General features: G+C 36.4%; 22 protein-coding genes and 1 other annotated feature. Of the genes, 10 read left to right on the forward strand and 12 right to left on the reverse strand.

What is annotated here, in order from left to right:
• Positions 1-17 precede the first annotated feature (17 nt).
• From QUE18_RS06515 to thrS, 5 genes are all read left to right on the forward strand, one after another.
• Positions 18-1,760 (forward strand): B12-binding domain-containing radical SAM protein, encoded by a 1,743-nt coding sequence (locus tag QUE18_RS06515; protein ID WP_009202865.1) that lies wholly within the window; start codon positions 18-20, stop codon positions 1,758-1,760.
• A 33-nt stretch (positions 1,761-1,793) separates the two neighbouring features.
• Positions 1,794-2,987: a metallophosphoesterase gene (locus QUE18_RS06520; protein WP_009202866.1), complete on the forward strand. Its 1,194-nt coding sequence runs from the start codon at positions 1,794-1,796 to the stop codon at positions 2,985-2,987.
• A gap of 54 nt (positions 2,988-3,041) precedes the next feature.
• The gene (locus QUE18_RS06525; RefSeq protein ID WP_040343775.1) at positions 3,042-3,602 is read left to right on the forward strand and encodes a DNA-3-methyladenine glycosylase I; all 561 of its coding nucleotides are present in this window, start codon (positions 3,042-3,044) and stop codon (positions 3,600-3,602) included.
• Positions 3,603-3,736: 134 nt separating this feature from the next.
• Positions 3,737-4,924 (forward strand): glucosaminidase domain-containing protein, encoded by a 1,188-nt coding sequence (locus QUE18_RS06530; RefSeq protein WP_242852684.1) that lies wholly within the window; start codon positions 3,737-3,739, stop codon positions 4,922-4,924.
• A 62-nt stretch (positions 4,925-4,986) separates the two neighbouring features.
• Positions 4,987-5,210, forward strand: a binding site (T-box leader).
• A 118-nt stretch (positions 5,211-5,328) separates the two neighbouring features.
• Entirely contained in the window at positions 5,329-7,254 is a 1,926-nt protein-coding gene (thrS, locus tag QUE18_RS06535) for a threonine--tRNA ligase (protein WP_040343777.1), read from the forward strand.
• Between the two features lie 52 nt (positions 7,255-7,306).
• Here the strand turns inward: thrS and QUE18_RS06540 are convergent, their stop codons facing one another.
• Together QUE18_RS06540 and QUE18_RS06545 are read right to left on the reverse strand one after the other, a co-directional pair.
• On the reverse strand, positions 7,307-7,714 hold the full coding sequence (locus QUE18_RS06540) for a type II toxin-antitoxin system VapC family toxin (RefSeq protein ID WP_009202870.1): 408 nt from the start codon (positions 7,712-7,714) through the stop codon (positions 7,307-7,309).
• Positions 7,698-7,934: a type II toxin-antitoxin system Phd/YefM family antitoxin gene (locus QUE18_RS06545; RefSeq protein ID WP_008390766.1), complete on the reverse strand. Its 237-nt coding sequence runs from the start codon at positions 7,932-7,934 to the stop codon at positions 7,698-7,700. Before QUE18_RS06545 ends, QUE18_RS06540 begins: the two co-directional genes overlap by 17 nt.
• A 204-nt stretch (positions 7,935-8,138) precedes the next feature.
• On the opposite strand from QUE18_RS06545, the gene QUE18_RS06550 reads away from it, so the two are divergent.
• The 3 genes from QUE18_RS06550 to feoB all read left to right on the forward strand — a co-directional run bounded on the left by QUE18_RS06550 (position 8,139) and on the right by feoB (position 13,593).
• Positions 8,139-8,447, forward strand: a complete 309-nt coding sequence (locus QUE18_RS06550; protein WP_015530511.1) for a metal-sensing transcriptional repressor — start codon at positions 8,139-8,141, stop codon at positions 8,445-8,447.
• 34 nt (positions 8,448-8,481) lie between these two features.
• A complete protein-coding gene (locus QUE18_RS06555) occupies positions 8,482-11,025 on the forward strand; it encodes a heavy metal translocating P-type ATPase (protein WP_040343779.1) in 2,544 nt (847 codons plus the stop codon).
• 231 nt (positions 11,026-11,256) lie between these two features.
• Positions 11,257-13,593 carry a ferrous iron transport protein B gene (gene feoB / locus QUE18_RS06560; RefSeq protein ID WP_009202872.1) on the forward strand — a complete coding sequence of 779 codons (2,337 nt, stop codon included), beginning with the start codon at positions 11,257-11,259 and terminating at the stop codon, positions 13,591-13,593.
• Between the two features lie 232 nt (positions 13,594-13,825).
• On the opposite strand, the gene QUE18_RS06565 is transcribed toward feoB, so the two are convergent.
• The 5 genes from QUE18_RS06565 to QUE18_RS06585 all read right to left on the reverse strand — a co-directional run bounded on the left by QUE18_RS06565 (position 13,826) and on the right by QUE18_RS06585 (position 18,375).
• Positions 13,826-13,981: a hypothetical protein gene (locus tag QUE18_RS06565; RefSeq protein ID WP_008390776.1), complete on the reverse strand. Its 156-nt coding sequence runs from the start codon at positions 13,979-13,981 to the stop codon at positions 13,826-13,828.
• An 84-nt stretch (positions 13,982-14,065) separates the two neighbouring features.
• Positions 14,066-15,553 (reverse strand): AAA family ATPase, encoded by a 1,488-nt coding sequence (locus QUE18_RS06570; protein WP_040343783.1) that lies wholly within the window; start codon positions 15,551-15,553, stop codon positions 14,066-14,068.
• Between the two features lie 85 nt (positions 15,554-15,638).
• Positions 15,639-16,196 carry a GNAT family N-acetyltransferase gene (locus QUE18_RS06575; protein WP_009202873.1) on the reverse strand — a complete coding sequence of 186 codons (558 nt, stop codon included), beginning with the start codon at positions 16,194-16,196 and terminating at the stop codon, positions 15,639-15,641.
• 44 nt (positions 16,197-16,240) lie between these two features.
• Positions 16,241-17,212, reverse strand: coding sequence for a choloylglycine hydrolase (gene bsh, locus QUE18_RS06580; RefSeq protein WP_009202874.1), 972 nt, complete (start codon positions 17,210-17,212; stop codon positions 16,241-16,243).
• 86 nt (positions 17,213-17,298) lie between these two features.
• Positions 17,299-18,375: an FUSC family protein gene (locus tag QUE18_RS06585; RefSeq protein WP_009202875.1), complete on the reverse strand. Its 1,077-nt coding sequence runs from the start codon at positions 18,373-18,375 to the stop codon at positions 17,299-17,301.
• Between the two features lie 157 nt (positions 18,376-18,532).
• Between QUE18_RS06585 and QUE18_RS06590 the strand changes: the two genes are divergently transcribed.
• On the forward strand, positions 18,533-18,781 hold the full coding sequence (locus tag QUE18_RS06590) for a hypothetical protein (protein WP_009202876.1): 249 nt from the start codon (positions 18,533-18,535) through the stop codon (positions 18,779-18,781).
• Positions 18,782-18,890: 109 nt separating this feature from the next.
• Here the strand turns inward: QUE18_RS06590 and QUE18_RS06595 are convergent, their stop codons facing one another.
• From QUE18_RS06595 to QUE18_RS06615, 5 genes are all read right to left on the reverse strand, one after another.
• Entirely contained in the window at positions 18,891-20,981 is a 2,091-nt protein-coding gene (locus tag QUE18_RS06595; RefSeq protein WP_009202877.1) for a heavy metal translocating P-type ATPase, read from the reverse strand.
• Positions 20,982-21,048: 67 nt separating this feature from the next.
• Positions 21,049-21,387, reverse strand: coding sequence for a DUF6110 family protein (locus QUE18_RS06600; RefSeq protein WP_009202878.1), 339 nt, complete (start codon positions 21,385-21,387; stop codon positions 21,049-21,051).
• 165 nt (positions 21,388-21,552) lie between these two features.
• Positions 21,553-22,668: an LCP family protein gene (locus tag QUE18_RS06605; RefSeq protein ID WP_009202879.1), complete on the reverse strand. Its 1,116-nt coding sequence runs from the start codon at positions 22,666-22,668 to the stop codon at positions 21,553-21,555.
• A 306-nt stretch (positions 22,669-22,974) separates the two neighbouring features.
• Positions 22,975-23,856: a LysR family transcriptional regulator gene (locus tag QUE18_RS06610; protein WP_040343786.1), complete on the reverse strand. Its 882-nt coding sequence runs from the start codon at positions 23,854-23,856 to the stop codon at positions 22,975-22,977.
• Positions 23,857-23,860: 4 nt separating this feature from the next.
• Positions 23,861-24,682, reverse strand: coding sequence for a TrmH family RNA methyltransferase (locus tag QUE18_RS06615; RefSeq protein WP_009202880.1), 822 nt, complete (start codon positions 24,680-24,682; stop codon positions 23,861-23,863).
• A 146-nt stretch (positions 24,683-24,828) separates the two neighbouring features.
• Here QUE18_RS06615 and QUE18_RS06620 point away from each other — a divergent pair, with 146 nt between their 5' ends.
• Positions 24,829-25,572 (forward strand): peptidylprolyl isomerase, encoded by a 744-nt coding sequence (locus tag QUE18_RS06620; protein ID WP_009202882.1) that lies wholly within the window; start codon positions 24,829-24,831, stop codon positions 25,570-25,572.
• Positions 25,573-25,619 lie beyond the last annotated feature (47 nt).

The following is a 25,619-nucleotide window of genomic DNA, read 5'->3' on the forward strand; positions in this document are numbered from 1 at the left end:
AGTGCGAGATAAATAATATGACAAAGAAACACACAATATTAACAGCGATCAATTCGAAATACATTCATTCGAACCTTGCAGTTTACTGCCTTCGTGCCTACGCAAAGCCATATATCGATGAAGTCGAGATTGCAGAATATACGATCAATCAGCAGGTGGATGATATCCTGATGAGTCTGTATCAGAAACATCCAGATATCCTTTGTTTTTCCTGTTATATCTGGAATATTGAATACATAGAACGCGTGATCAGGGAAATCCATAAACTACTGCCGGATGTTCCAATCTGGCTTGGAGGACCAGAAGTTTCCTATGATTCCAGAGAAGTTTTAAGACGACTTCCACAGGTAACGGGTGTGATGAAAGGGGAAGGAGAAGTTACATTCCTTGAAGTGCTTGATCATTATCATGGAAAGAGAGATGATCTTAGCAAGATTCCTGGACTAACTTATAGAAATGAAGATGAGATCGTAGAAACACCATGGCGTCCAGTGATGGACTTAAGTAAAGTTCCATTTGTGTATGAACATATTGAAGATTTTGAACATAAGATCATCTACTATGAATCAAGCAGGGGCTGTCCATTTTCATGTAGTTATTGTTTATCTTCGATCGATAAATGCCTGCGCTTCCGAAATCTTTCTCTTGTCAAAAAGGAATTACAGTTTTTCTTAGATCATAAAGTGCCACAGGTCAAATTTGTCGATCGTACCTTTAACTGTCGACATGATCATGCAATGGAAATCTGGCGTTATATAAAGGAACATGATAACGGCATTACCAATTTCCATTTTGAAGTGGCAGCAGATGTCTTAAAGGATGATGAAATTGAATTGATCTCTGATATGCGTCCGGGACTGATTCAGTTAGAGATTGGCGTTCAGTCAACGAACATCGATACGATCACTGAGATTCACAGGAAAATGGATTTTAAGAAAGTTGCAGATATCGTAACAAGGATCAATGCTGGACATAATATACATCAACATTTGGATCTGATCGCAGGACTGCCCTATGAAGATCTTGAAAGTTTTAAACAGTCATTTCAGGATGTCTATGAAGTACGTCCAGAACAATTACAGTTAGGCTTTTTAAAAGTATTAAAAGGTTCTTATATGGAAAAACAAAAAGAGAACTATGGGCTTGTTTATAAAGATACACCGCCTTATGAAGTCCTTTATACAAAATGGCTGCCTTATGAAGATGTACTGGTTTTAAAGAAAGTGGAAGAAATGGTGGAAGTTTATTATAATAGCAGCCAGTTTTCGAACACCTTGCGGTTGTTGGAAAAAGAATTTGACACTGCATTTGCTTTATATGATACACTTGCCAGATTTTATGAGGAGAAAGGTTATGACAAGGTCAGCCACAGCCGGATTGCCCGATTTGAAATCTTATATGAATTTATACAAACCATTACAGCAGAAGAGAATCTTGTATTATATAAAGAGTTGTTAACGTATGACTTATATCTTCGTGAAAATGTAAAGAAACGTCCGGATTTTGCAGGAGATTATACATTACAAAAGGACGAGCTTCGTTATATCAACGAAGAGATTTTATTAAAAGATGAACGACTTGCATATTTTGGACAAAAGAATATGCGGAAATTTTCCCATATGGAACAATTCGATCATGCGGTAAATGAAGATTTTAAAGAAACAAAAACCATCCTATTGTTTGATTATCAGAATAGAGATCCATTGACAAACCAGGCGACAGTTTATCCGATTACAATGAATTTGATAAAAAATCAATAAAAATATAGTAAGAAAGAGGGTGCAGAAAATAAGATGATCGCAATATATTTAGCACCACTTTATCTGCTGTTAAATTTCTATTTTTTATTCCGAATATTGAAATGGTTAGAGACTTGTCATGTTTATTTTAAAAAGAAATGGATCAAAGCAGTTTTGGTCATGATCTATGTATTTCTTGCATTCAGTATTCTGATCGCATTTTTGTTTCCACAAGGAACGATACGGCGAGCTATGAAACTGATCAGTAATTACTGGCTGGGTGTTTTGATGTATTTGGCGCTTACGATCCTTATTGCGGATCTGATCCGCCTGATCTTGATCTATTTTGTAAAAGCAGATCAGGAAAAGTTTCGGACACCAAAAGTTTTCAAAATTGTTGGAAGCATTTGTATGATCTTGATCGTATCAACCAGTTTTTACGGAGTGTGTAATGCAAGGAATATCAGGACAACAAGCTACCACGTAATGATACATAAAAAAGCAGGAAATCATAAAAAGCTAAAGATCATTTTACTTGCAGATCTTCATCTTGGATACAATATTGGATGTTCTCAGATGAAACAGATGGTAATGAAAGTAAATCAGCAAAGTCCAGATCTGATCGTGGTCGCAGGAGACATTTTTGATAATGAATATGATGCATTAGATGATCCAGATCAGTTGGTTAAGATATTTCGACAGCTAAAGAGTCAATATGGTGTTTATGCAGTTTATGGAAATCATGATATTGATGAAAAGATTCTTGCAGGATTTACGTTTGGCAGAGGCCAGAAGAAAAAGGTCAGCGATCCAAGAATGGATGAATTTGTAAAAAGGGCAGGAATGAAGTTATTAAGAGATGAATCTGTCTGTATTGATCAAAGCTTTTATCTCTATGGAAGACCAGATGCTGAGAAAGTAGGCCGTGGGATCAGCAGACGTAAGACTCCAAAAGAACTGGTAAATGGAATGGATCTTAAAAAGCCTGTGATCGTACTGGATCATGAGCCAAGGCAGTTGGAAGAGTTAAATCAGGCAGGAGTAGACATTGATCTTTGCGGGCATACGCATGATGGACAGCTGTTCCCTGGGAATATTACAATTCATTTGTTTTGGAAGAATCCGTATGGATATCGTAAGGTTGGAAATGCGCATCAGATCGTAACTTCAGGTGTCGGTTTATTTGGCCCGAATATGAGGGTCGGAACGAAAGCGGAGATTGTGGTTGTGAATGTGGATTTTAGATGATCTGACAAAGATGTCAGTTATACTATAATAAACATAATGGAGGAAGACATTTTTATGAAATATAACGATGGAAAAGACAGATGCAGTTGGGCTAATCCAAAGAATCCGATATATATTGATTATCACGATAAAGAATGGGGAGTGCCTGTCTATGACGACCATAAATTGTTTGAAATGCTGATCTTGGAATCGTTTCAGGCAGGATTATCGTGGGAGTGTGTGTTAAATAAACGAGAAGCGTTCAGAGAAGCGTTTGATGATTTTGATGTATATAAAGTGAGTGCATATGATGAGGAGAAACAAGCGCAATTAAAAGAAAATAAAGGAATTATAAGAAACCAAAGAAAAATATCTGCTGCCGTATCAAATGCGACTATTTTTATGAAAATCCAGGAACAATACGGAACCTTTTCTGAATATTTATGGAAGTTTACAGATCATAAGATCATCCATGAGACGGGAAAAACATCTTCAGAATTATCCGACCAGATTTCAAAGGATTTAAAGAAACGTGGAATGAAATTTGTCGGTACAACGATCATTTATTCCTATCTGCAGGCAGTGGGAGTGGTCGAGTCACATGAGGAAGGTTGTTTCCTGCATCATAAAGAATAAAAATTTACAAGTAGGTAACACTGCGTACTTGAATTTTTATACAAAAAGGAGTAAGGTAGAAATTACCAGATAAAATTGAGTATTAGAAAGATGATCATGTCATAACAATGTTCAAACAAAGGGAGGAAGCAATCATGAGACGTAAGATTATGACAGCATTTGTATGCGCGATTATGACAATCTCTGTAATACCGGTTTATGCAGATGATACACAGACCGATCAGGCAGTGACAACAGAAGTTTCTACCGAAACAGCAGCAACGGTGCAAGAAACAAAAAGAACGCAAAGTAAAGAACAGCAGAAGAAAAAGACAACAAGCAAGAAACATACTAAGACAAAGAAGACAAAATTAAAGAAAAAGGAAGAAAACAAAGTCATTCCAATGCCAACACAAGTGATCAGTAAGAGTTCTTCGGATACGATCGAAGGAAGGATCAAGGATAAACAGGCGAAAGTGAAACAGTTGAAAAAACAAAAAGCAAAGATTGAGGAAGAGATTCGCCTGGAACAGCAAAAAGCACGATCTATAAATGAATTTTACAAAAAGTATACAGCAAATTCCAAGGCGGAGATTGCTTTATATGGGCAGGAGATCACTCCTTCTATGAAGATTTCTAAAAAAGATGAGCAGTTAAGAGATGATTTATATGAGCTTGCAGATTTATTTGGAGATGAGAATCTGAGAACGATCGCAAGCAAATATGTTTTTGGAATCAATCATCCGGATTTTGAGACTTTGCTTGATAAGAATGAAACGATTCAGCTTGATCAGTATTTAAAGAACGAACAGATACTTCCGATCAAACCAATGGAAGAAAAGGTTCAGACGATCAAGAAGCAGATCAAGAAGTTCAAAGGAGAGATCAAAAAAGAGGAACAGACAAGATATTTTAATCCAAATGATGTCAGTGCTCTAAGTCATATCACAGTTTCAGACGCTAAACATATCTTGGAAGGAACTGCTTTGTATGATGATGCGAAAGCTTATGTCAAGGCGGAAGAAAAATATCATGTGAATGCAGTCTTTTTGATGGGAATCGCTGCACATGAAAGTGCATGGGGCACGAGCCGCCGTGCGAGGGAAGATAATAATCTGACAGGATATGGTGTAACATCGGATCATGCAAAAGGAATTAACAAATCAACGAAAGAAGCAGGACTTTTAGCAACTGCAGAAACTTTACATGAAAAATACCTGACATCAGGTGGAAGTTACTATGTTGGAACTTCTGCGGCAGCAGTGAACAAACATTACTGTGTTGGCGGAGAATGGGCGGCAGCAGTTGTAAAGAATGCTTATTTATTAATGAATCGTTTATAATTTTCTATTTTTGTATTGATTTTATAGAATCACAATGCTATAATTTACAAGAAATCAAAAAGAAGAAAACGTTGATGAGAAGAGTACTTTGTGGAAAGCTTCCAGAGAGGGATACATTTGCTGAAAGTATCCTAAGCAGACAAACAAAGGAAGACCACCTCGGAGTGGCTGTAAACCAGCCCGGCTGACACCGTTAATCGTCGATTAAGTGATCTGTTTCTGGAGTTTATGATCAAAGGATATGAAACAGATAACCAGGGTGGAACCGCGATAACTCGTCCCATGGATTTTTATTAGTCCATGGGATTTTTTATTTCTGTTATAGATTTATTATAGAAGAAATCTATAGAGAATTGTGACAGGATAAATAAAACGTTATATATCAAGAAAGGATGAATAAGAAGATGAAGATTACATTAAAAGATGGATCTGTAAAAGAGTATGAAAACAATATGTCTGTCATTGATATTGCAAAAGATATCAGTGAAGGACTGGCAAGAGTTGCCTGTGCGGGTGAGGTTGATGGAGAAGTTGTTGACCTTAGAACTGTCATTGACAAAGACTGCGAATTAAATATCTTAACATTTGATTCTGATGAAGGAAAACACGCATTCCGTCATACAGCATCCCATATTTTAGCTCAGGCAGTAAAACGTTTATATCCAGAAACAAAACTTGCGATCGGACCTTCTATCGACAATGGTTTTTACTATGATATGGAGAAAGATACTCCATTTACACAGGAAGACCTTGAGAAGATTGAAAAAGAAATGAAGAAGATCGTCAAAGAAAATCTTGAAATCACAAGCTTTACAAAACCTAGAGATGAAGCGATTGCATTTATGAAAGAAAGAAACGAACCTTACAAAGTAGAATTGATTGAAGATCTTCCAGAAGATTCTGTGATCAGCTTCTATCAGCAGGGTGAATTTGTTGATCTTTGTGCAGGACCTCACTTAATGACTACAAAACTAGTGAAAGCATTCAAACTTACAAGTATTGCAGGTGCTTACTGGCGTGGAGATGAGCATAATCAGATGCTTACAAGAATCTATGGTACTGCATTTACAAAGAAAGCAGAATTAGATGCATACCTTACAATGATGGAAGAGGCTAGAAAGCGTGACCATCGTAAACTTGGAAAAGAACTTGGTCTGTTTATGATGAGAGAAGAAGGACCTGGATTCCCATTCTTCCTTCCAAAAGGTATGGTTCTTAAAAACACATTATTAGACTACTGGCGTGAAATTCATCAGAAAGCAGGATACGTTGAAATCTCAACACCTATCATGTTAAGTCGTCATTTATGGGAAACATCAGGACATTGGGATCATTACAAAGAAAATATGTATACAACAGTTATTGATGATCAGGATTTTGCAATCAAACCTATGAACTGCCCAGGTGGAGTTCTTGTTTATGATTCTGAACCACGTTCATATAGAGATCTTCCATTAAGAATGGGAGAATTAGGTTTAGTACATCGTCATGAAAAATCTGGTCAGTTACATGGATTAATGCGTGTTCGTTGTTTTACACAGGATGATGCACATATCTTTATGACACCAGATCAGATCAAAGATGAGATCAAAGGTGTTGCAGGATTGATCGATCAGGTTTACAATTTATTTGGATTTAAGTATCATGTAGAACTTTCTACTCGTCCAGATGACAGCATGGGAAGTGACGAAGATTGGGAACTTGCAACAGATTCTCTTCGTGCAGCTTTAGATGATCTTGGACTTGATTATGTGGTAAATGAAGGAGACGGAGCATTCTATGGACCTAAGATTGATTTCCACTTAGAGGATTCTATCGGAAGAACATGGCAGTGTGGAACAATCCAGCTTGACTTCCAGCTCCCATTACGTTTTGACCTTCACTACACAGGAGCAGATGGAGAGAAACATCGTCCAATCATGATCCACCGTGTTGCATTTGGATCTATCGAGCGTTTTATCGGTATTTTGATCGAGCATTTTGCAGGTGCTTTCCCTACATGGTTAGCTCCAGTACAGGTTGAAGTGATTCCTATCTCTGATAAGCATTTAGATTATGCTAATAAAGTACTTGATACATTAAAGGTAGCAGGAATCCGTGCAGACATCGATACAAGAGCTGAGAAAATGGGATACAAGATCCGTGAAGCGCAGCTTCAGAAGATTCCATATATGTTAGTTGTTGGTGGAAAAGAAGAAGAAAACGAAGCTGTATCAGTAAGAAGCCGATTCAAAGGTGATGAAGGACAGATGAAGTTAGATGACTTCCTAGCTGCAATCAAAGAAGAGATTGCTAATAGAGAAAACCGTAAGGTTGAAAAAGAAGATTAATTGTCAAATGAAAAGGAGGCACCACATTTGTGGAATGCCTCCTTCCTTTATATCATATCCGTTCTAATAATTCATCAGGTTTCATAGCAGGTACTTTACTTTCGATAAAATCCTTGATATTACGAGTTACAATAAAATCTACTTTCATTCGCTGTGCGCATACCATTTGAATCGCATCTTCATAATCAGAAGTTTTCATATTCGCCGCTTTTCTTATATCAGAAGACTTTAGATCAGCAATATGAAAAATCATAAACAGCTGTTCAATAATTTGCTGAGTTTTTTCTGGTGTTAATTCTTTTCTCAAAATATAAACAATATTTGGAATAGATAATGCTGAAATATATCCATCAATTTTTTCTACTTCACATAACTTCCAGATTTTTGAAGAGCTTTCTACAAAATCAGTTCTGTCACATAATACATCCAGGATTACATTTGTATCAATCAATATTTTCATATTTTTCTGCAATCCTTTCTGCGCGGATATCCTTTTCGTTATAATCTTTTTTTAGAATTCCAGTTAAAGAATCAGTCAAGAAAGAAATACCTGTGTCTTTTGAAATTAATCTGGCGACTTCTTTTCCTTTCTTTAAAATAATAATTTCATTACCTTCTTGGACAGCTTTTAAATATTTACCAAAGTTATTTTGAATATCAGTTGCTGTTGTTGTAATCATAGTATCACCTCCTATTTTAATAGTTAATCCCTAAAATTATTATATGCTATTTTAGGTACTTTATCAATGATATTAGAAAAATTGATTCATTTTATAAGTTATATAAAACAAGATTGTCTATATAACTGCAACATTTTCTCAAATAAACATCTTGAAATATACCCTAACAGGGTATATAATATCAAACGTAAAGGAGGAAATCACATGGAAGAAAAAAAAGAATGTTGTTGTCATCACAAGACAAAAGAACGTTCAGACAAAGAATATAAAGATCTTATTAATCGTCTAAGCCGTATTGAAGGACAAGTTCGTGGAATAAAAAAGATGGTAGAGAATGATACTTATTGTACCGATATTTTAGTTCAGGTATCTGCTGTCAATGCAGCTTTAAATAGTTTCAATAAAGTCCTTCTTGCTAATCATATCAGAACTTGTGTAGCAGAAGATATCCGAGAAGGAAAGGATGAGACGATTGATGAATTAGTAAAAGTTCTACAAAAACTAATGAAATAACAATTTGACAAGCAAAATGAAAGGAAGGGAAACCATGGAACAATATCAAGTGACTGGCATGAGCTGTGCTGCTTGCAGTGCACGCGTGGAGAAAGCGGTTTCCAGTGTAGAAGGAGTCACATCCTGCTCTGTAAGTCTGCTGACAAACTCAATGGGTGTCGAAGGAACTGCAGATTCATCTGTGATCATCAAAGCTGTGGAAGATGCTGGATACGGAGCAAAGAAGAAGGGCGTGCAAACGCAGAGTAATTCTTCAGATGCAGATTTATTAAAAGATAGAGAAACTCCTGTCTTGAAGAAACGACTGATCACATCGTTATGTTTTTTGATTCCTTTGATGTATCTGTCAATGGGACATATGATGTGGAATTGGCCAATTCCTAAGATTTTAGATGGAAACCATGTAGCAATGGGTCTGATCCAGTTGTTATTTACAACAATCATCATGGTGATCAACCAGAAATTCTTTATTAGTGGATTTAAGAGCTTATTCCATAAAGCACCGAATATGGATACTCTGGTTGCTTTAGGATCAGCAGCTTCTTATGTATACAGTGTTTATATCCTATTTGCAATGACAGATGCTCAGATGCATCAAAACATGGATGCGGTTATGAAATACATGCATGAATTCTACTTTGAATCTGCCGCTATGATCCTGACATTGATCACAGTTGGTAAGATGCTAGAAGCAAGATCCAAAGGAAAAACGACAGATGCTTTAAAGAGTCTTATGAAATTAGCACCAAAGACGGCAGTTGTGATCCGTAATGAACAGGAAATAGAAGTTGGGATCGAACAGGTACATCAAGGAGATATCTTCGTTGTAAAACCTGGAGAAAATATACCGGTAGATGGTATCATCATAGAAGGAAACAGTGCTTTAAATGAATCTGCTTTAACAGGAGAAAGTATCCCTGTGGATAAAAAAGAAGGAGATACCGTATCTGCTGCAACATTAAATACATCTGGTTATCTAAAATGTGAAGCTACAAGAGTTGGCGAAGACACAACTCTTTCTCAGATCATTCAGATGGTCAGTGATGCGGCAGCAACCAAAGCACCGATTGCAAAGGTTGCAGATAAAGTATCCGGGATTTTTGTCCCAACTGTTATTTGTATTGCGATCGCAACAATGATCATCTGGCTACTTGTCGGACAAAGTTTTGGATTTGCACTTGCCAGAGGCATTTCTGTATTAGTTATCAGCTGCCCTTGTGCTTTAGGACTTGCAACACCTGTAGCGATCATGGTTGGAAATGGAATGGGCGCAAAGCATGGAATCATGTTTAAGACAGCCGTATCCTTAGAAGAGACAGGAAAAACACAGATCATAGCTTTAGATAAAACAGGAACGATCACGAGTGGAAAACCAGAGGTTACAGATATGGTACCGGTAGAAGGTATCAGCGAAGAAGAATTACTTTCCATTGCATATGCATTAGAAAAGAAGAGTGAACATCCGCTTGCTCATGCAATTTTACAAAAAGCAGAAGAGGCGCAGATTCATGACAATCTTGAAATTAAAAACTTTTTGGCTATTGCTGGAAATGGGCTTTCTGGAAAGATTGATAAAGAGACGGTCTATGGTGGAAACCAGAGATTTATTGAGAAATATGCAAAAATTCCATTATCTATGATCAAAAAATCAGAAGAACTTGCTAATCAGGGAAAAACACCATTATTCTTTGCGTGTGATGAACAACTGATTGGTATCATTGCTGTTGCGGACGTTATCAAAGAAGACAGCCCTCAGGCAGTCAAAGAACTTCAGAACATGGGAATCCGTGTGGTTATGTTAACAGGAGATAATGAACGTACCGCAAAAGCAATCGGTAAACAAGCTGGTGTTGATCATGTGATCGCAGGTGTTCTTCCAGAAGGAAAAGAAAGTGTCATTCGTGACTTGAAAGAAAAAGGAAAAGTTGCAATGGTTGGTGACGGAATCAATGATGCACCAGCGCTTACAAGAGCTGATATGGGAATTGCGATCGGTGCAGGTACAGATATCGCAATTGCTGCTGCGGACGTTGTTTTAATGAAAAGCCGTTTGAGTGATGTACCTGCAGCAATCCGTTTGAGTCGTGCGACACTGAAGAACATTCATGAAAATTTATTTTGGGCATTTATTTATAACATCATCGGAATTCCATTGGCTGCGGGAGCCTGGTATATGTTACTTGGGTGGAAACTAAATCCAATGTTTGGAGCTGCAGCAATGAGTTTATCAAGTTTCTGTGTTGTTACCAATGCATTACGATTAAATCTCTTTAAAATGCATGATGCCAGCAAAGACCAGAAGATCAAAAACAGTGTAGTACTTGAAGAAATTCAGGTTCAAAATATAACAAAACAGGAGGAAAAAACAATGAAGAAAACAATGAAGATTGAAGGAATGATGTGTGGACACTGCGAGGCTGCTGTAAAGAAAGCCTTAGAATCTTTAGAGGGTGTAGAAGAAGCAATTGTAAGTCATGAAGAAGGAACAGCAGTTGTTTCTATGACAAATGAAGTGTCAGATGACGTCTTAACACAGACAGTGGAAGATAAAGATTACAAAGTGACAGGAATTGAGTAAAAAGCAAAGATTGTTATAATATTTTGACATAATTCAAGAAATCACAACAGTAAAAGTCAATATTGTTATATAAAATAATGATAAATTTGCAAGATAGATGTAGATTTATCATTATTTTTTTATACAAATCTTTATCTTATTGAGAAAAATTATCAAAAATGTGGTACAATATGACTGGTTAGAATCATCTAATCAATTACAACAATAAAGATAGATAAAGGATATAAAAAAATGACACTAAAAGAATTACAGATTGGTAAGAGTGCAGTGATCAAAAGTGTTGGCAGTCATGGTGCATTAAGACAACATTTTCTTGATATGGGAATGATCCCTGGTGTTGAGATCACAGTAGTAAAGCTTGCACCAATGGGTGACCCTATGGAAGTACAGATTCATGGGTATGAACTGACTCTTCGATTAGAAGAAGCCGACCAGATTGAAATTGATCCAATTGTAGAAAGAAGCAGAAGTCATAAGGGTGCGGAATATATGAGAACTTTTGAGCATCCGGGATTAGGGGAAGAAGGTAAATATCATTCCAAAGAAGATGAACATCCACTTCCAGAGGGAACACAATTGACTTATGCATTAGTCGGTAATCAAAACTGTGGAAAAACAACATTATTTAATCAGTTGACTGGTGCCAATCAGCATGTTGGAAATTTTCCAGGTGTAACAGTCGATCGAAAAGATGGTGCGATCAAAGGACATCCTGAAACAAATGTAACGGACCTTCCAGGAATTTATTCGATGTCACCTTATAGTAGTGAGGAGATTGTTTCCAGAAACTTCGTACTAGAAGACAAACCAAAGGCGATCATTAATATTTTAGACGCGACAAATATCGAACGAAATCTTTACCTTACTATGCAGTTATTAGAGATGGACATTCCAATGGTGGTTGCCTTAAATATGATGGATGAAGTTGTTGGGAATCAAGGATCGATCAATGTCAATGAAATGGAATCATTGCTAGGTGTTCCAGTTGTTCCGATTTCAGCGGCAAAGAATGAAGGAGTCGATGAAGTCGTAAAACATGCACTTCACATTGCAAAATATCAGGAAAAACCATTGCGGCAGGATTTTTGTGATAAAGAAGATCATAATGGAGCAGTGCATCGTTGTATTCATGCAGTAATACATTTGATTGAAGATCACGCAGAAAAGGCACAGATACCGGTTCGTTTTGCAGCGACAAAAGCTATTGAAGGAGATCATTTGATCTTAGAACAATTAAAGCTTGATCAAAATGAAATGGAAATGTTAGAGCATATTGTCAAGCAGATGGAGACAGAACGTAAGTTAGATCGAAGTGCAGCAATCGCAGACATGAGATTTGATTTTATTGAGAGTTTATGTGAACAGACCGTTGTTAAACCAAAAGAAAGTAAAGAACGGATTCGAAGTGAAAAGATCGATCGAGTTCTAACAGGAAAGTATACAGCAATTCCTTGTTTTGTAGGAATCATGGTTTTGGTATTCTATCTTACATTTAATGTGATCGGGGCCTGGCTTCAAGGAATCTTGCAATTAGGAATTGATAAAATCTCAGTGCTTACAGATCAGGCATTAACTGCGGCTCACGTGAATCATGTGATCCATAGTCTGGTGATTGAAGGAATCTTTACTGGTGTAGGAAGTGTATTAAGCTTTTTACCGATCATTGTAACCTTATTTTTCTTCTTATCATTAATGGAGGACAGTGGATACATAGCAAGAGTGGCATTTGTTATGGATAAAGTGCTTCGAAAGATTGGATTGTCTGGACGAAGTATCGTTCCGATGCTGATCGGGTTTGGATGCACAGTTCCTGCGGTTATGGCAACAAGGACTTTAACGAGTGAGCGAGATCGTAAGATGACAATTCTTTTAACACCATTTATGAGCTGTACAGCCAAGCTGCCAATTTATTCTTTTTTCGTGAATGCCTTTTTTCCAAAACGTGGTGGTCTTATTATGGCAGGATTATATTTATCAGGAATCATGATAGGTATTTTGATTGCATTTTTATATAAGGGAACGTTATTTAAAGGAGAACCAGTGCCATTTGTTATGGAGTTACCAAATTACAGACTTCCAGGAGTGAAGAATGTAGCACAATTATTATGGGAGAAAGCGAAAGATTTCTTACAGAAAGCATTTTCTGTGATTTTGGTCGCCACGATCGTTGTATGGTTTTTACAGAGATTTGATCTGCAGTTAAATATGGTAGAAGATTCTGCACATAGCATTTTAGCAATGGTAGCTGGTGTGTTAGTACCAGTTTTTTCACCATTAGGATTGGGAGATTGGAGAATCGTGACATCATTGATCAGTGGATTTATGGCAAAAGAAAGTGTAGTTTCAACATTAGGAGTTTTATTCAATGGAAACATCACAGCGGCGATCACACCATTAGCCGCAAGTTCTTTATTAGTATTTAGTTTGCTTTATTCTCCATGCGTTGCGGCCATCGCATCTGTAAAACGTGAACTAGGAACAAGATGGGCGGTTGGTCTGGCATTATGGCAATGTATGATTGCATGGATTGCAGCATTAATCGTAAGATTTATTGGATTAATAATTTGAATTACATAAAATAAAAATATCGAGAGAGGCCAGTAAAATACTGGCTTCTCTGTCTTTTATCAGCAATCTATAATTTAAATCGGTATTTTGCGTATAGATTGATTCTTAAGCATATGGCACTTTCAAGGTCTGTTCTTTCCATATTTTATATCATTATTGTCAAATGTAAAAAAATAAAGGAACATTGAAAATCTTATTCCAATTCCATGTTCCTTTATCATTCAGATGTTATTTAGAAACTTAAATGCTTCTTTTTCTTTAACAGATTCGCACCTGTGATGATCAGCATGATTCCAGATGCAAGTCCAATACAAATGGATAAGATTCCAAGCACGATGTTTCCAGCACCGGTACGTTTCATTGTTAAGTAGATTTTCTCCATGTCCATGATGTGACCTCCGTTTGAGAATTATAATTTGTAATGTCTATGATTTACTATATCATTAAAATTCATACTTCGTCAAATAACAACTTATAAAAGCAGATTTCTTACCATTGCACCATCAAATGTTACACTATTCATATGATGGACTTCAATCTGATATAATGCATTGGCTGCAATATGTTCTGCGGCTTGTTCCAGATCTCTGATTCCTGTGGTTTCAGAATACATCTCAATGACAGCATCTAAGGCCTCATCTGTCATAATACATTCATTATCTTTTAATCCCATACGTTTTAATACCTTAGGGAGTGCAAATCTTTGGAAGATCGCTTTCTTCTCTTCCGGTGTGTAATCAGGGATGTCAATGACTGCAAAACGTGACATCAATGGTGCACTGATCTGGTCTTTTTCATTTGCAGTGGCAATTGGATATACTCCAACTGTTGGGATCATACATTCCATATAATTATCGGTAAATCCGAGATTATCAAGCAATGTTAGTAAAACATCTGCAGGATTTCCATTTCCCTTTCCTGAATTGGCTTTATCAAGCTCGTTAATGATAAATACAAGATTTGATTCTCCTGCCATGGAAAATGCATCCATGATGATCCCTGGTTTTGCATTTGCATAAATACGGGAACTTCCCGTTAACTGCTCTGGATCGTTAATGGAGCTCATATCAAGAGTTGTCCATGGAAGTTTTAAAATTCTTGCAACCGCATAAGCGATCTGAGATTTTCCTGTTCCAGCAGGTCCAACTAATAATAATCCATAAGCAGGCAGCGTGTGTGTACGATTGATCTGAATGATCGTTTCAATGATTCTTTGTTTCACACGTTCCATACCATAGAGTTCTTCATCAAGAATCCGTCTTGCTTCTTCAGGATCGATCGCTTTAAAATAATTACTCTTCCATTGGATGTTCATCATGATGGATAATGCACGCTGGGCATGACGTCTCTCTTCTTGTGAAACTTCATGAGATTTTGCAACAGCAAGATTTCTTCTTGCCCATAGACGAATATTATCAGGCAGCGTACTTCCGGCACATGTCATAAAATCTGTGATACTCTGGATGCTGGTAAGTTTCATATCATCACCCATCTCATCAAGATTTTCATCAGTGATCCGTTCATCTGGTGCATCACTTTGGAATAAACGTTCGATCATAAACTGAAGGAAACCATCTTCTGCAGATAATTTGGTGCCACCGCCAAGAGCAATTTCTCTGATCTTGTATACACAATAACCTTCTACTGTATTCTCCCCAGATAAGCGGACATGAATATGATTCTCTCCAAGCCATCTGACCAGGCTTACAAAACGGGAATCTAATTTTAAGATATCAGATATTACTGTTCCATCTTCTCCCTCAAATTCAAAGGCTGTCTGCTTATCTTGATCAGAAAATACACCACAGGAATGATGCTCCCACTGCTTCTTCTTGTTTGATAAAATCAAGATAGGGCATTCTATCGTAGCATGATCTACATTCGAAGAAAATGTTGTATAAGTACAGACTACTTCTTCTTTTATTTCTGATGTATCGTTACTAAAATCAAATACTGGCATAATTAAATACTCCTGTTTTCTTTTGTTTAGCATATTTATATTTCATTATATCAGTTTTTCCTGATTTTTAAAAGTTTTAAACTTTTTATAAAATAGAAAAAGGGATAAATGCTTCTGGATGTTCTTTATGTTTTCCGATATATTTTTCCATCCAGACCATATCATACCAACGTCCGAATTTATAGCCGCTTTTATAAAATTTTCCAACCATATGATAACCAAGATGTTCATGATACTGAACACTGTTTTTTGTAACATATTCATCTTCGATTTCCGGATCTGTAATGCACGCATCCAAATTGATCACATGTTGTTTTCGAAGGATTTCTTCTAATGCCTCATATAATTTTTTCCCGATTCCCTGTCGTTTTACATCCTTATCTACATAAATGGTTGTTTCTACGGACCAGTCATATGCAGCACGGTTTTTAAAAGATGATGCATATGCATATCCGACAATCTTTCCATGCCCATCAACAGCCGCCAGATAAGGATAGCGTTTTAATGTCTGTTTGATCCTTTGACGGAATTCTGTTATCGAAGGTGTTTCATATTCAAATGTGATTGCTGTATGTTCGACATAATAGCGGTAAATTTCTAGTAATTCTTCTGCATCCTGTGGAGTTGCCAATCTGACTTCCATTTTGTCATTCCTTTCAGTTTAATGAAATAGTGGTGCTTTTTTATTTAATTTTGCATTTGAATGTGTTCCCCAGTGATCACTTCATAACAAATCAGATTTTTTGTGTTTAAATCTTCTTTTGTCATATCAACAGCACTGATCTGGTGATTATCATAGGTTGTATAATAGTAGATTCCTTTTTGCGTATTACAACAAGAAGTATATAAGGTAATCTCATATTTTCCATTGACATCGCAGCATCCTCTTTGCTGATCGACAGATCCAAGAATATGGAAAAACTGATTGACACTTTCATTTTCAGAATCTCCAGAGACAGAATGCAATTTGGTAAATGCTACTTTAGCAAAACGTGAGGAAGAAGAAAGATCTCCAGGAAGACCAATCGCACCCATTCCACGACTGTATTGATCTAAATCGATATCTTTTGCAAATAGATTTTCTGGTTGTTTTGGAGAAAGATTCATATATTGATTTAATAAGAACATCTGAATGTTAAATGGAGGATTATTTGTTAATACCCCAACGTTATTTTCATAGATATGCATCCCATCTTCCATTGCTTCGACTGTGATCGCACCAGATTGATCTGCAATGATCCAGTGAAGCTGCGCTAATGGAAATTGTTCACTGTAAGGGGTATTGGTAAGATTCATATGAATCAATGCTGTCTTCGCTTCCTCAAGATTTGCACAAGTTCCAAGAATCCAAGGGATAAATTCAAACTGTGCGATATTGTCTTTTCCTTCTTCCATATCATAATATGCTGCATTTCCAACAAAATTAAGCCCAGCCATTGCCAGTCCACATTCATTGAATGCATCATAATACAAAGGGTCATTGTCGACTACATGAGCCATTCCGATCATAGCATAATGACTTTCTATGGCATCGATATGTCTAAAATGAAATGGATAATTTCTTGGAGTGATCACAACCTCATCTCCATAAGAGAATTCATAATCTAAAGTTCTTCCAAAATAAAAATCTTTTGTCTTGTAAGTTGCAGCTGTACACATTGCTCTTTTACTCCTCCTTCTATTAATTAATTTCAATGATTTTCAGTAATAATTATATCCTGTTTTTAATGTGTCATTCAAAGATGTTATGCCTGATCTGTCATAATGGAATTATTTTCAAAAAGATTTCGAATGCTAGTCGTTATCTTTCGGAATAACTGGTCAAATCCATAAGCATAAAGAGAGCCAAAGACATTGGCAGCGATTCTTAAGATGATGGCATTCTTCAGGCCAAAAAGATTCTCTGCAATATAAAGAGCCCCAAAGGTGTTGAAAACGGTTTGCCAGGCATATCCAGCAGAATAACCAACTCCTATCCCGCCGATCAGACCGATCCATTGAAAGATATGATCAGGAAGGATCGCATGTAAAATAAGAAAGATCATACATCCAAGAATATTAAATGGTCCTCTTCTTTGTACACGGTATTTCATATCTTTTGAAAATGGCAACAGGACTGACATTGCAGCAATCCCGATCCACATAACTCTTGGCATATGAACCAATTCTCCGATCAACATTGCAGTAGAAATTCCAAGAGATAATCTTAAATACCAGCTGCTTCTTGCAGAAAACAGATGAAATTCCTTAAATAAATGATAAAATCCTCTATGAAATGTTCGATTTCTATGATTCTTGTAAAATACAAGGGAACAGATCACAGCACCTGCAAATAATCCGCAACATCTTAACACATAGTTATGCCCTGTAACATCATATCCATAGAATAACAAATATCCTAAGATAAATGTGGATTGATTGGACATGATAACGTTATGGCAGCTTAAGATCATGATTGCCATAATACAAAGAAAATGAATAAAAAAGGCAGGAACGGTATTTACAGTATTAGCAAGTCTTGGTCCAACCGCAAGGATTGCAAAAATCATAAAGATAACGCCAATGCTGTGTTTTGTATCAATTCCGAAGTCAACCTGTCGTAAGATCATTAAAACCAGTAAGACTAGCACGCCGACAACACTGTTTTGTGATCCAAAGATCATACTATAAAGAGTTACTACTGCAAAACAAAATGCAACAACTAAATATACTTTAAAATTATAGATAAGGATACGTTTATGTTTCTCTTTTGAATCCTGGGCACCTTTGATCCATTGTTTGGAACCGATGGAACTTAATTGTAACTGTTGATAAAAATCCAATGTTAATACCTCCTGTGATAAGAATCTGTTTCTGAGTAGCAATGAACAATTTTACTCACTTCTAGGCTGTTCGTCAATACGTTATTTGACGTTTTTTCTTATTTTTGATATGATTTATTTATGAAAGCGACAGACAAAGAAAGGAGGATTTATCCTCATGGCAATGAATTTTAATCAGATGTTAAAGTTTCAGCAGATAAAAAATACATTCAAACGGTTTGATCAAGACCATCCAAAATTCAAGAATTTCATGAATGCTGTATGGAGAGAGCAGGCACTTAAACAGGATGCTGTGATCGAGATTTCTATTACATCTCCAGAAGGGAAAAATTATTGTTCGAATATCAAACTGAATGCAGCAGATATCGAGATGTTTGAACAGTTGAAATCCATGAAACCAGAATAATTTCAAATTTTAATGTCAAATTAATGTCACGGAATCCCGAAAAGCAAAAATTTAATGTCACAACCCAAAAAGAAGGCTAGTCAAATTTCACGACTAACCTTCTTGATTTTTACTGTAATTCTTCCTCAGACACCAGATTTTTCATGCTTCTAAGCCCTATACAAAGAGTTGAAGTATTATGTAATACGGCAGATGTTGTTGGCTGGATAAAGCCTAACACACCGGCCCCAATAAGCCCTGCGTTAAATCCAACAATAAAGCGGTAATTATTATGAATTCGGCGCATTAAGTGGTTACTGATATGTTTGAGAGTTACCAGACCATGTAAATGGTCTCCTTCAATCGTTACATCTGCGATTTCTCTTGCAATCTGAGCTCCATCACTGATCGCAATTCCAACATTAGATGCAGATAATGCTGGAGAATCATTGATTCCATCTCCGATCATAATAACTTTTCTTCCTTCGGCTTTTTCTTTCTCAACGAAAGCAGCTTTATCCTCTGGAAGTACCTCAGCATGATATTCATCCACACCAACTTTGGCTGCAATAACCTTTGCAGTACGATCACTGTCTCCAGTCATCATAACGACTTTCTTGATTCCAGCAGCTTTTAATGCTTTGATCACATCTTTGGCTTCTTCACGTAATGGGTCTTCAATACAGATCACACCTGCAAGTTTTCCTTCGATCGCCATATATAAATGCGAACATTCTTCAGGCAGTTTCTCAAATAACTCTTCTTTGCCTTCAGGAATTGTACACTGCTCATCTTCGAATACAAAATGATAACTTCCAATGACAACTTTTTTATTCTCAATCATGGAAGAAATTCCATGAGCCACGATATACTCAACCTCAGAATGTAATTCTTCATGTACAAGATTTCTGTCAACAGCTGCCTGAACTACAGCTTTTGCCATAGAATGAGGGAAATGTTCCTCTAAACATGCGGCAATTCTTAATAATTCTTTGCATTTCATTCCATTAAATGAAACAATATCAAGAACAGTAGGTTCCGCTTTTGTTAAAGTTCCTGTTTTATCAAAGACGATCGTTTCGGCTTCTGCCATTGCTTCTAAGTATTTACCACCTTTGACAACGATCTGATGGTCATTTGCTTCCTTGATCGCAGATAAAACAGAGATTGGCATTGCAAGTTTTAATGCACATGAGAAATCAACCATCAGTACAGATAAAGCTTTTGTTACATTTCTTGTAAACAAATATGTGAGAGCAGTTCCAGCCAATGTATAAGGAACTAGACGATCTGCAAGATGTTCTGCTTTACTTTCTAAAGAAGATTTTAATTTTTCAGATTCTTCGATCATCGTAACAATCTTATCAAATTTGCTTGATCCATTTACTTCTTTTACGCAAACTTTTAAATCACCCTCTTCAACGACAGTTCCTGCATATACGTATCCGTCAGGAATCTTGCGAACAGGTGTTGATTCTCCAGTTAATGATGCCTGATTGACCATTGCTTCACCATCAACAACAACTCCATCAAATGGGATCATATTTCCCATCTGTATGTGAACGATATTGTTAGCATCAATTTCGTTGGATGGAACTAAAATCTCATGATCTTCTTCGACTTTCCATACCTTATCAATATTCAAGGACATGCTTTTTGCAAGATCATCAACGGATTTCTTATGTGTCCATTCTTCGAGAATTTCTCCGATTCCGAGTAAAAACATGATAGAGGATGCGGTATTGATATCTCTTCGAATGATCGATACTCCGATTGCCGTACCATCAAGTACTGGAACTTCAATCTTACCCTGAGCAAGTGTATGAATTCCTTCATATATATATTTCACAGATTTGATCACTGTGATCCCTGCTCTTAATGGATATGGAAATAATAATTTGTTTCCATAATGGAATAAGACTTTACTTATAAGTTTCTCCTGATATGTCTGGTTTAATTGTCTGCTCTGACTTTCTTGATAATTATCAGGGACTGTGATGATTCCATGATAAAATTCCTTTAAAGCAGTAAGAATTTCACTGCGGCTGGCATCATAACAGATCACGATGTCATTTGTGCGGTCATAGATTTTTACAGATGTTACAAAATCTTTTGTTATAAGATAATATTGAAGTTCATCTGCCTGATCAGCACTCATTGTCTTCTGGCAGTTATGAATACGAATTCTGCCTCGAATCTCATGTTTGATCGTAAATTTCATACAAACTCCTTTTTGTTTGAAAACACCTGCAGGAAAACTGCAGGTGCCTTAATCTTAATGTTCTATTCTATTCTGCAACTTCTTTGAAAGTATCTTCGGAAACTTCTTCTGTTTCTTCCGCCTCATCAGTTTCAGCATAAGCTTCCCATTCCTCTGCTTCTGCTGCTCTTTCTTCATTGATCTGCTGAGCTTCAGCATAGATATCTTCAGCATTCTCCTGTACAGTTGCAACTGTATCCATTACACATTCTTTTGCACGAAGAACAGCTGCTGTACAATTTGTATACAATTTCTTTGCATCCTTACTTGATAATGCTTTGATACCTGCTGTTCCAAATAAAACTCCAGCTGCGAAAAATCCTGTTTTTTTACTCTTTACTGCTGATAAAACTTTTGTTAAATCCATGATTTTTTCCTCCTGTATGATATAAAAATGTATTTATTTTTCGTATCCTTAAGAGCTGTACGACTTTGTATACTCTCTTCGGTAACTTTGTTCATTATAAAACATCTTATATCGGTTACTCAAGACAAATCACGACATCTTATTGATAAAATTTCTCAATAAGATTTATTCTCCTTCTGTAGTGTCAGAGCTGTTAAATATGTTCCCAGAATCACCTTTTGAACGGTTATAGTCGTATTTGGAAGGATATCCACATGTCTCAGCAGCATCTGCACCTCCATAATTCTTAGCAAAATCCTGACGTTTTCCTTTGTTAAACATAAAGTATTTTAATGCTTCCTGATTTGCTTTGAAATTTACAAAGAAAACATATCCACATGGAGGATAGCTTCCAGCAACAGCTGTTTTGTATGTATTCTCGATCGGTACACGAAGCTGATCAATCTCTGTTGTTCCCATTTTTGCAACAGATAGGATCAGTTTCTTAATATAAGTTGCGTCCATATCCGTAGATACATCACCAAGTGCATCAATCGCAATATCCACAAGATCTAAAGGATTTTGCTGTAACATCTTCTGGAAAGTTGCCTGCATAACAGCACGCTGTCTTCCTGTTCGTCCAAACTCTTCAACACCATACTTTTTAGAGAACACATGACGAACTCTTGCATACCCTAATGCCTGATTACCATTTAAAGTCTGTTTACCGACTTTTACATTTCGATATTTTTTCTTTGAAATATAATTTGTTGTATTTAAGTATTCTGCTTCTCTTTGTTCAAGAGTCATTTCAATTCCGCCGATCCTGTTAATTACCTTTTCAAATGCGGCAAGATCTACAACACAGAATTTGTCGATCTTAATATTAAAATTTTGAGCCAGTGTCTGATATAAAAGCGCTTCTCCGCCAAATGCATAAGCGGCATTTAGTTTATTACGTCCATGACCTGGTATTTCTACATACATATCTCTTAAAAAAGAAGTTAATTTCAATTCTTTTGTTTTAAAGTTGATCGTTGCAACCATCATACTGTCAGATCGACCATGATCACCTTTTTCGGAGCCTTGAGCCCCATTATCAGAACCAACTAATAAAATATTGACAACATCTTTATCGAAGGTCAGATCTTCCTCATTCTTAATCTTCACTTTATCCATAGATTGTTTTTTTGGCGTCACTGCGGCTTCCAGTCGCGCATCATAATACCCAAGCATACCACCAACGCCAATTGCAATGATCAGAAAAAAACTGATGATGACTGTAAATTTTTTTGTAAACATTCTAAAGTTCCCTCCTTATTTTCCTGTCCGTATTTTACCACATATTCTTTTGATATCAAACCGTTAATCTTTGTTTTTTTCATTTCCTAAGAAAATCTTCAGAATTTTATCCATATCATTTTGGTATGGATATGATGTAAAAAATGTATTTTACACTTGTTTTTATTCATGATAAGATAAAAACATATTAAGTTAGGTAACTAGTTTACACTTTTTATATATTGTTCTGAGAAATCTCCAGAGATAAGCAACGGGTGCTGTTCTTTGGAGATTTTTTAATATCATAGGAATTTCCGATGGAATCCCCTAATTTAAGAATCTTAAGAATGCCTTAGCTGCGATACTTTGTGGATATTCTGTATCATAGATCAAGATGATATTACGCTGAGGGAACGTTTCTTTTACCTCAATCTCAAAGACTTCTCCAGATTCCAGATCATCTTTAGCAAATTCTGGTGGGATAAAACCAATTCCAAGATTATGTCTTACAGCTGGAAGGATCATATCTGTAGTTGCAAGTTCCATATCTGCCTCAAATTTTAATCCATTCTTTTCAAAATACTGATTTAAAAACTTTCTTGTGATAGCTTCTGGGGTCAGACTGATCCAAGGATATTGGGCAAGTTGCTTGATAGAAATTTTTTGACCTTTTAATTCCTCAAAACGTTTCCCACCAATTAAAATATCATGGTATTTTCTTAAAACCTTTTGCTGTAACGGTTTTTCTATTTGAAATGGTGCAGATACAACTGCAAAATCAACATTGCCTTCTTTTACGATATTGATGGATTTTCTTGTACTATTATTTAAAATCTTAAAATGCACATTCGGATATTGTTCATTAAAGGATTCCATTGCCTGAAATAAATAGCAATGCAGAGCAGTTTCTGTTGCACTTACATAGATTGTTCCATTTTCAAGGCTTAGCATATCACTTAAATTGCTCTCTGCTTTAAAAAACTGAGCACATCCGGCTGCGATGTATTCATAAAAAACTTCACCTTCTGGTGTTAACTTCATACCAACTTTGCTTCGTTCAAATAATCTGCAGTTTAAATTCTTTTCAAGATTATGGATCGTTCTTGTTACGGATGGCTGGCTTGTATGTAAAACTGTAGCAGCTTTCGTAAGATTCCCATATTTTGCTACATAATAAAAAATCCGGTAATGTTCAAAATTTGTATTCATCGTTTTATTTCCTTTTCGCAAGCTGCCAGAATGCAACAGCACTCGCAGCAGCTACATTTAATGAATCTACTCCATGTGCCATCGGAATCTTTACTGTATAGTCACATGCATCAATCGTTTCCTGACATAAACCATCGCCTTCTGTTCCAAGGATGATCGCAAGTTTATCTTCTGACATCAAAGCTTCGTCATCAATACTTACAGATCGGTCAGTCAATGCCATCGCAACATTTTTATAACCAAGTTCTTTTAAACGATGCATTCCATCCGCTGGCCATGTATCATCCCCAAGAAATGTCCATGGTATCTGAAAAACAGTTCCCATACTAACGCGTACAGATCTTCGGTATAATGGATCGCTGCAGCCTTTACTAAGCAGTATGGCATCCATATTAAGTGCCGCAGCAGAACGAAAGATTGCTCCGACGTTGGTTGGATTCATAACATTTTCCAGAATAACGATTCGTTTTGCATGATCACAGATCGTTTCGAGCGCAGGTAATGGTTTTCGACGCATGGCACACAACATGCCTCTTGTGAGTCCAAAACCAGTTAGTTGTTTTAATACATCAAAAGATGCTGTATAGACAGGAATATCCTGATATTGCAATATAATATCTTTTGCCTGTGTTTTAATATGACGATCTTCAACCAAAAAAGAAATCGGTTCATATCCTTGTTCAAAGGCTGTCTGTATAACCTTTGGGCTTTCCGCAATAAAAATCCCAAGATCTGGTTCATAATAATGTAATAACTGCCCTTCTGACAATCTTGCATAAATATCTAGTTGTGGATCGTTTAGATCCGTGATCTGTATGACAGACATCTTATCTTACCTCCATGTCTTTGTTCTGAAATGTAGCTTTAAAATCCACATTATTATATCGTATTTCACAAACTAAATCTACAAAATATAAAGGATTTGTGATATAATAAATTTTCAAACACATTTCAATCAAAGGAGAAATTACTATGGATAACCAGAACATCCTGGCTGTTGTTGCCGGAGAAGAAATCACGCAGAAAGATTTAGATGCACTGATTGCTGCATTACCAAAAGAACAACAGGCATATGCAGGGAATGAACACTTTAGAAACCAGTGTTTAGAACAGATCATTACGGTTCATCTTTTCGCTAAATTAGGAGAAGAATTAAAATTAGAAGAAACAGAAGCTTTCGCTGACAATTTAGCTCATGCAAAGAGAGAGATTCTTGCACAGATGGCTCTCGGAGAGGCTATGAAAGATATTACTGTTTCTGAAGACGAAGCAAAAGAATATTATAAAGCGAATGAAAATCAGTTTATGGCTGGAGAAACAGTTCATGCGAAGCATATTCTTGTAGATGATGAAGACAAATGTCAGGAAATCTTAGAAAAGATCATCGGTGAGGAAACTACATTTGAAGATGCGGCTAAGGAATTTTCAACATGCCCATCCAAAGAAAAAGGTGGAGACCTTGGTGCATTTGGACGAGGACAGATGGTGAAAGAATTTGAAGACGCTGCATTTGCTGCTGAAGTTGGACACGTTGTAGGTCCAGTAAAGACACAGTTTGGATATCATCTGATCAAAGTTGAAGATAAAAAAGACGCAGAAACTTCTGTATATGAAGATGTTGCTGATACGATCAAGAATATCATTCTTCAGCAGAAACGTAACGATGTTTACGGAAATAAGATCGCTGAATTAAAAGAAAAATATGTAGAAAAATAGAATTTTCTTACATAGTGTAAAGTATAAAAAGATGCCTTCCACAAAAA

The sequence above is a fragment of the Anaerostipes hadrus ATCC 29173 = JCM 17467 genome (genome assembly GCF_030296915.1).
Taxonomy (GTDB): Bacteria; Bacillota; Clostridia; order Lachnospirales; family Lachnospiraceae; genus Anaerostipes; species Anaerostipes hadrus.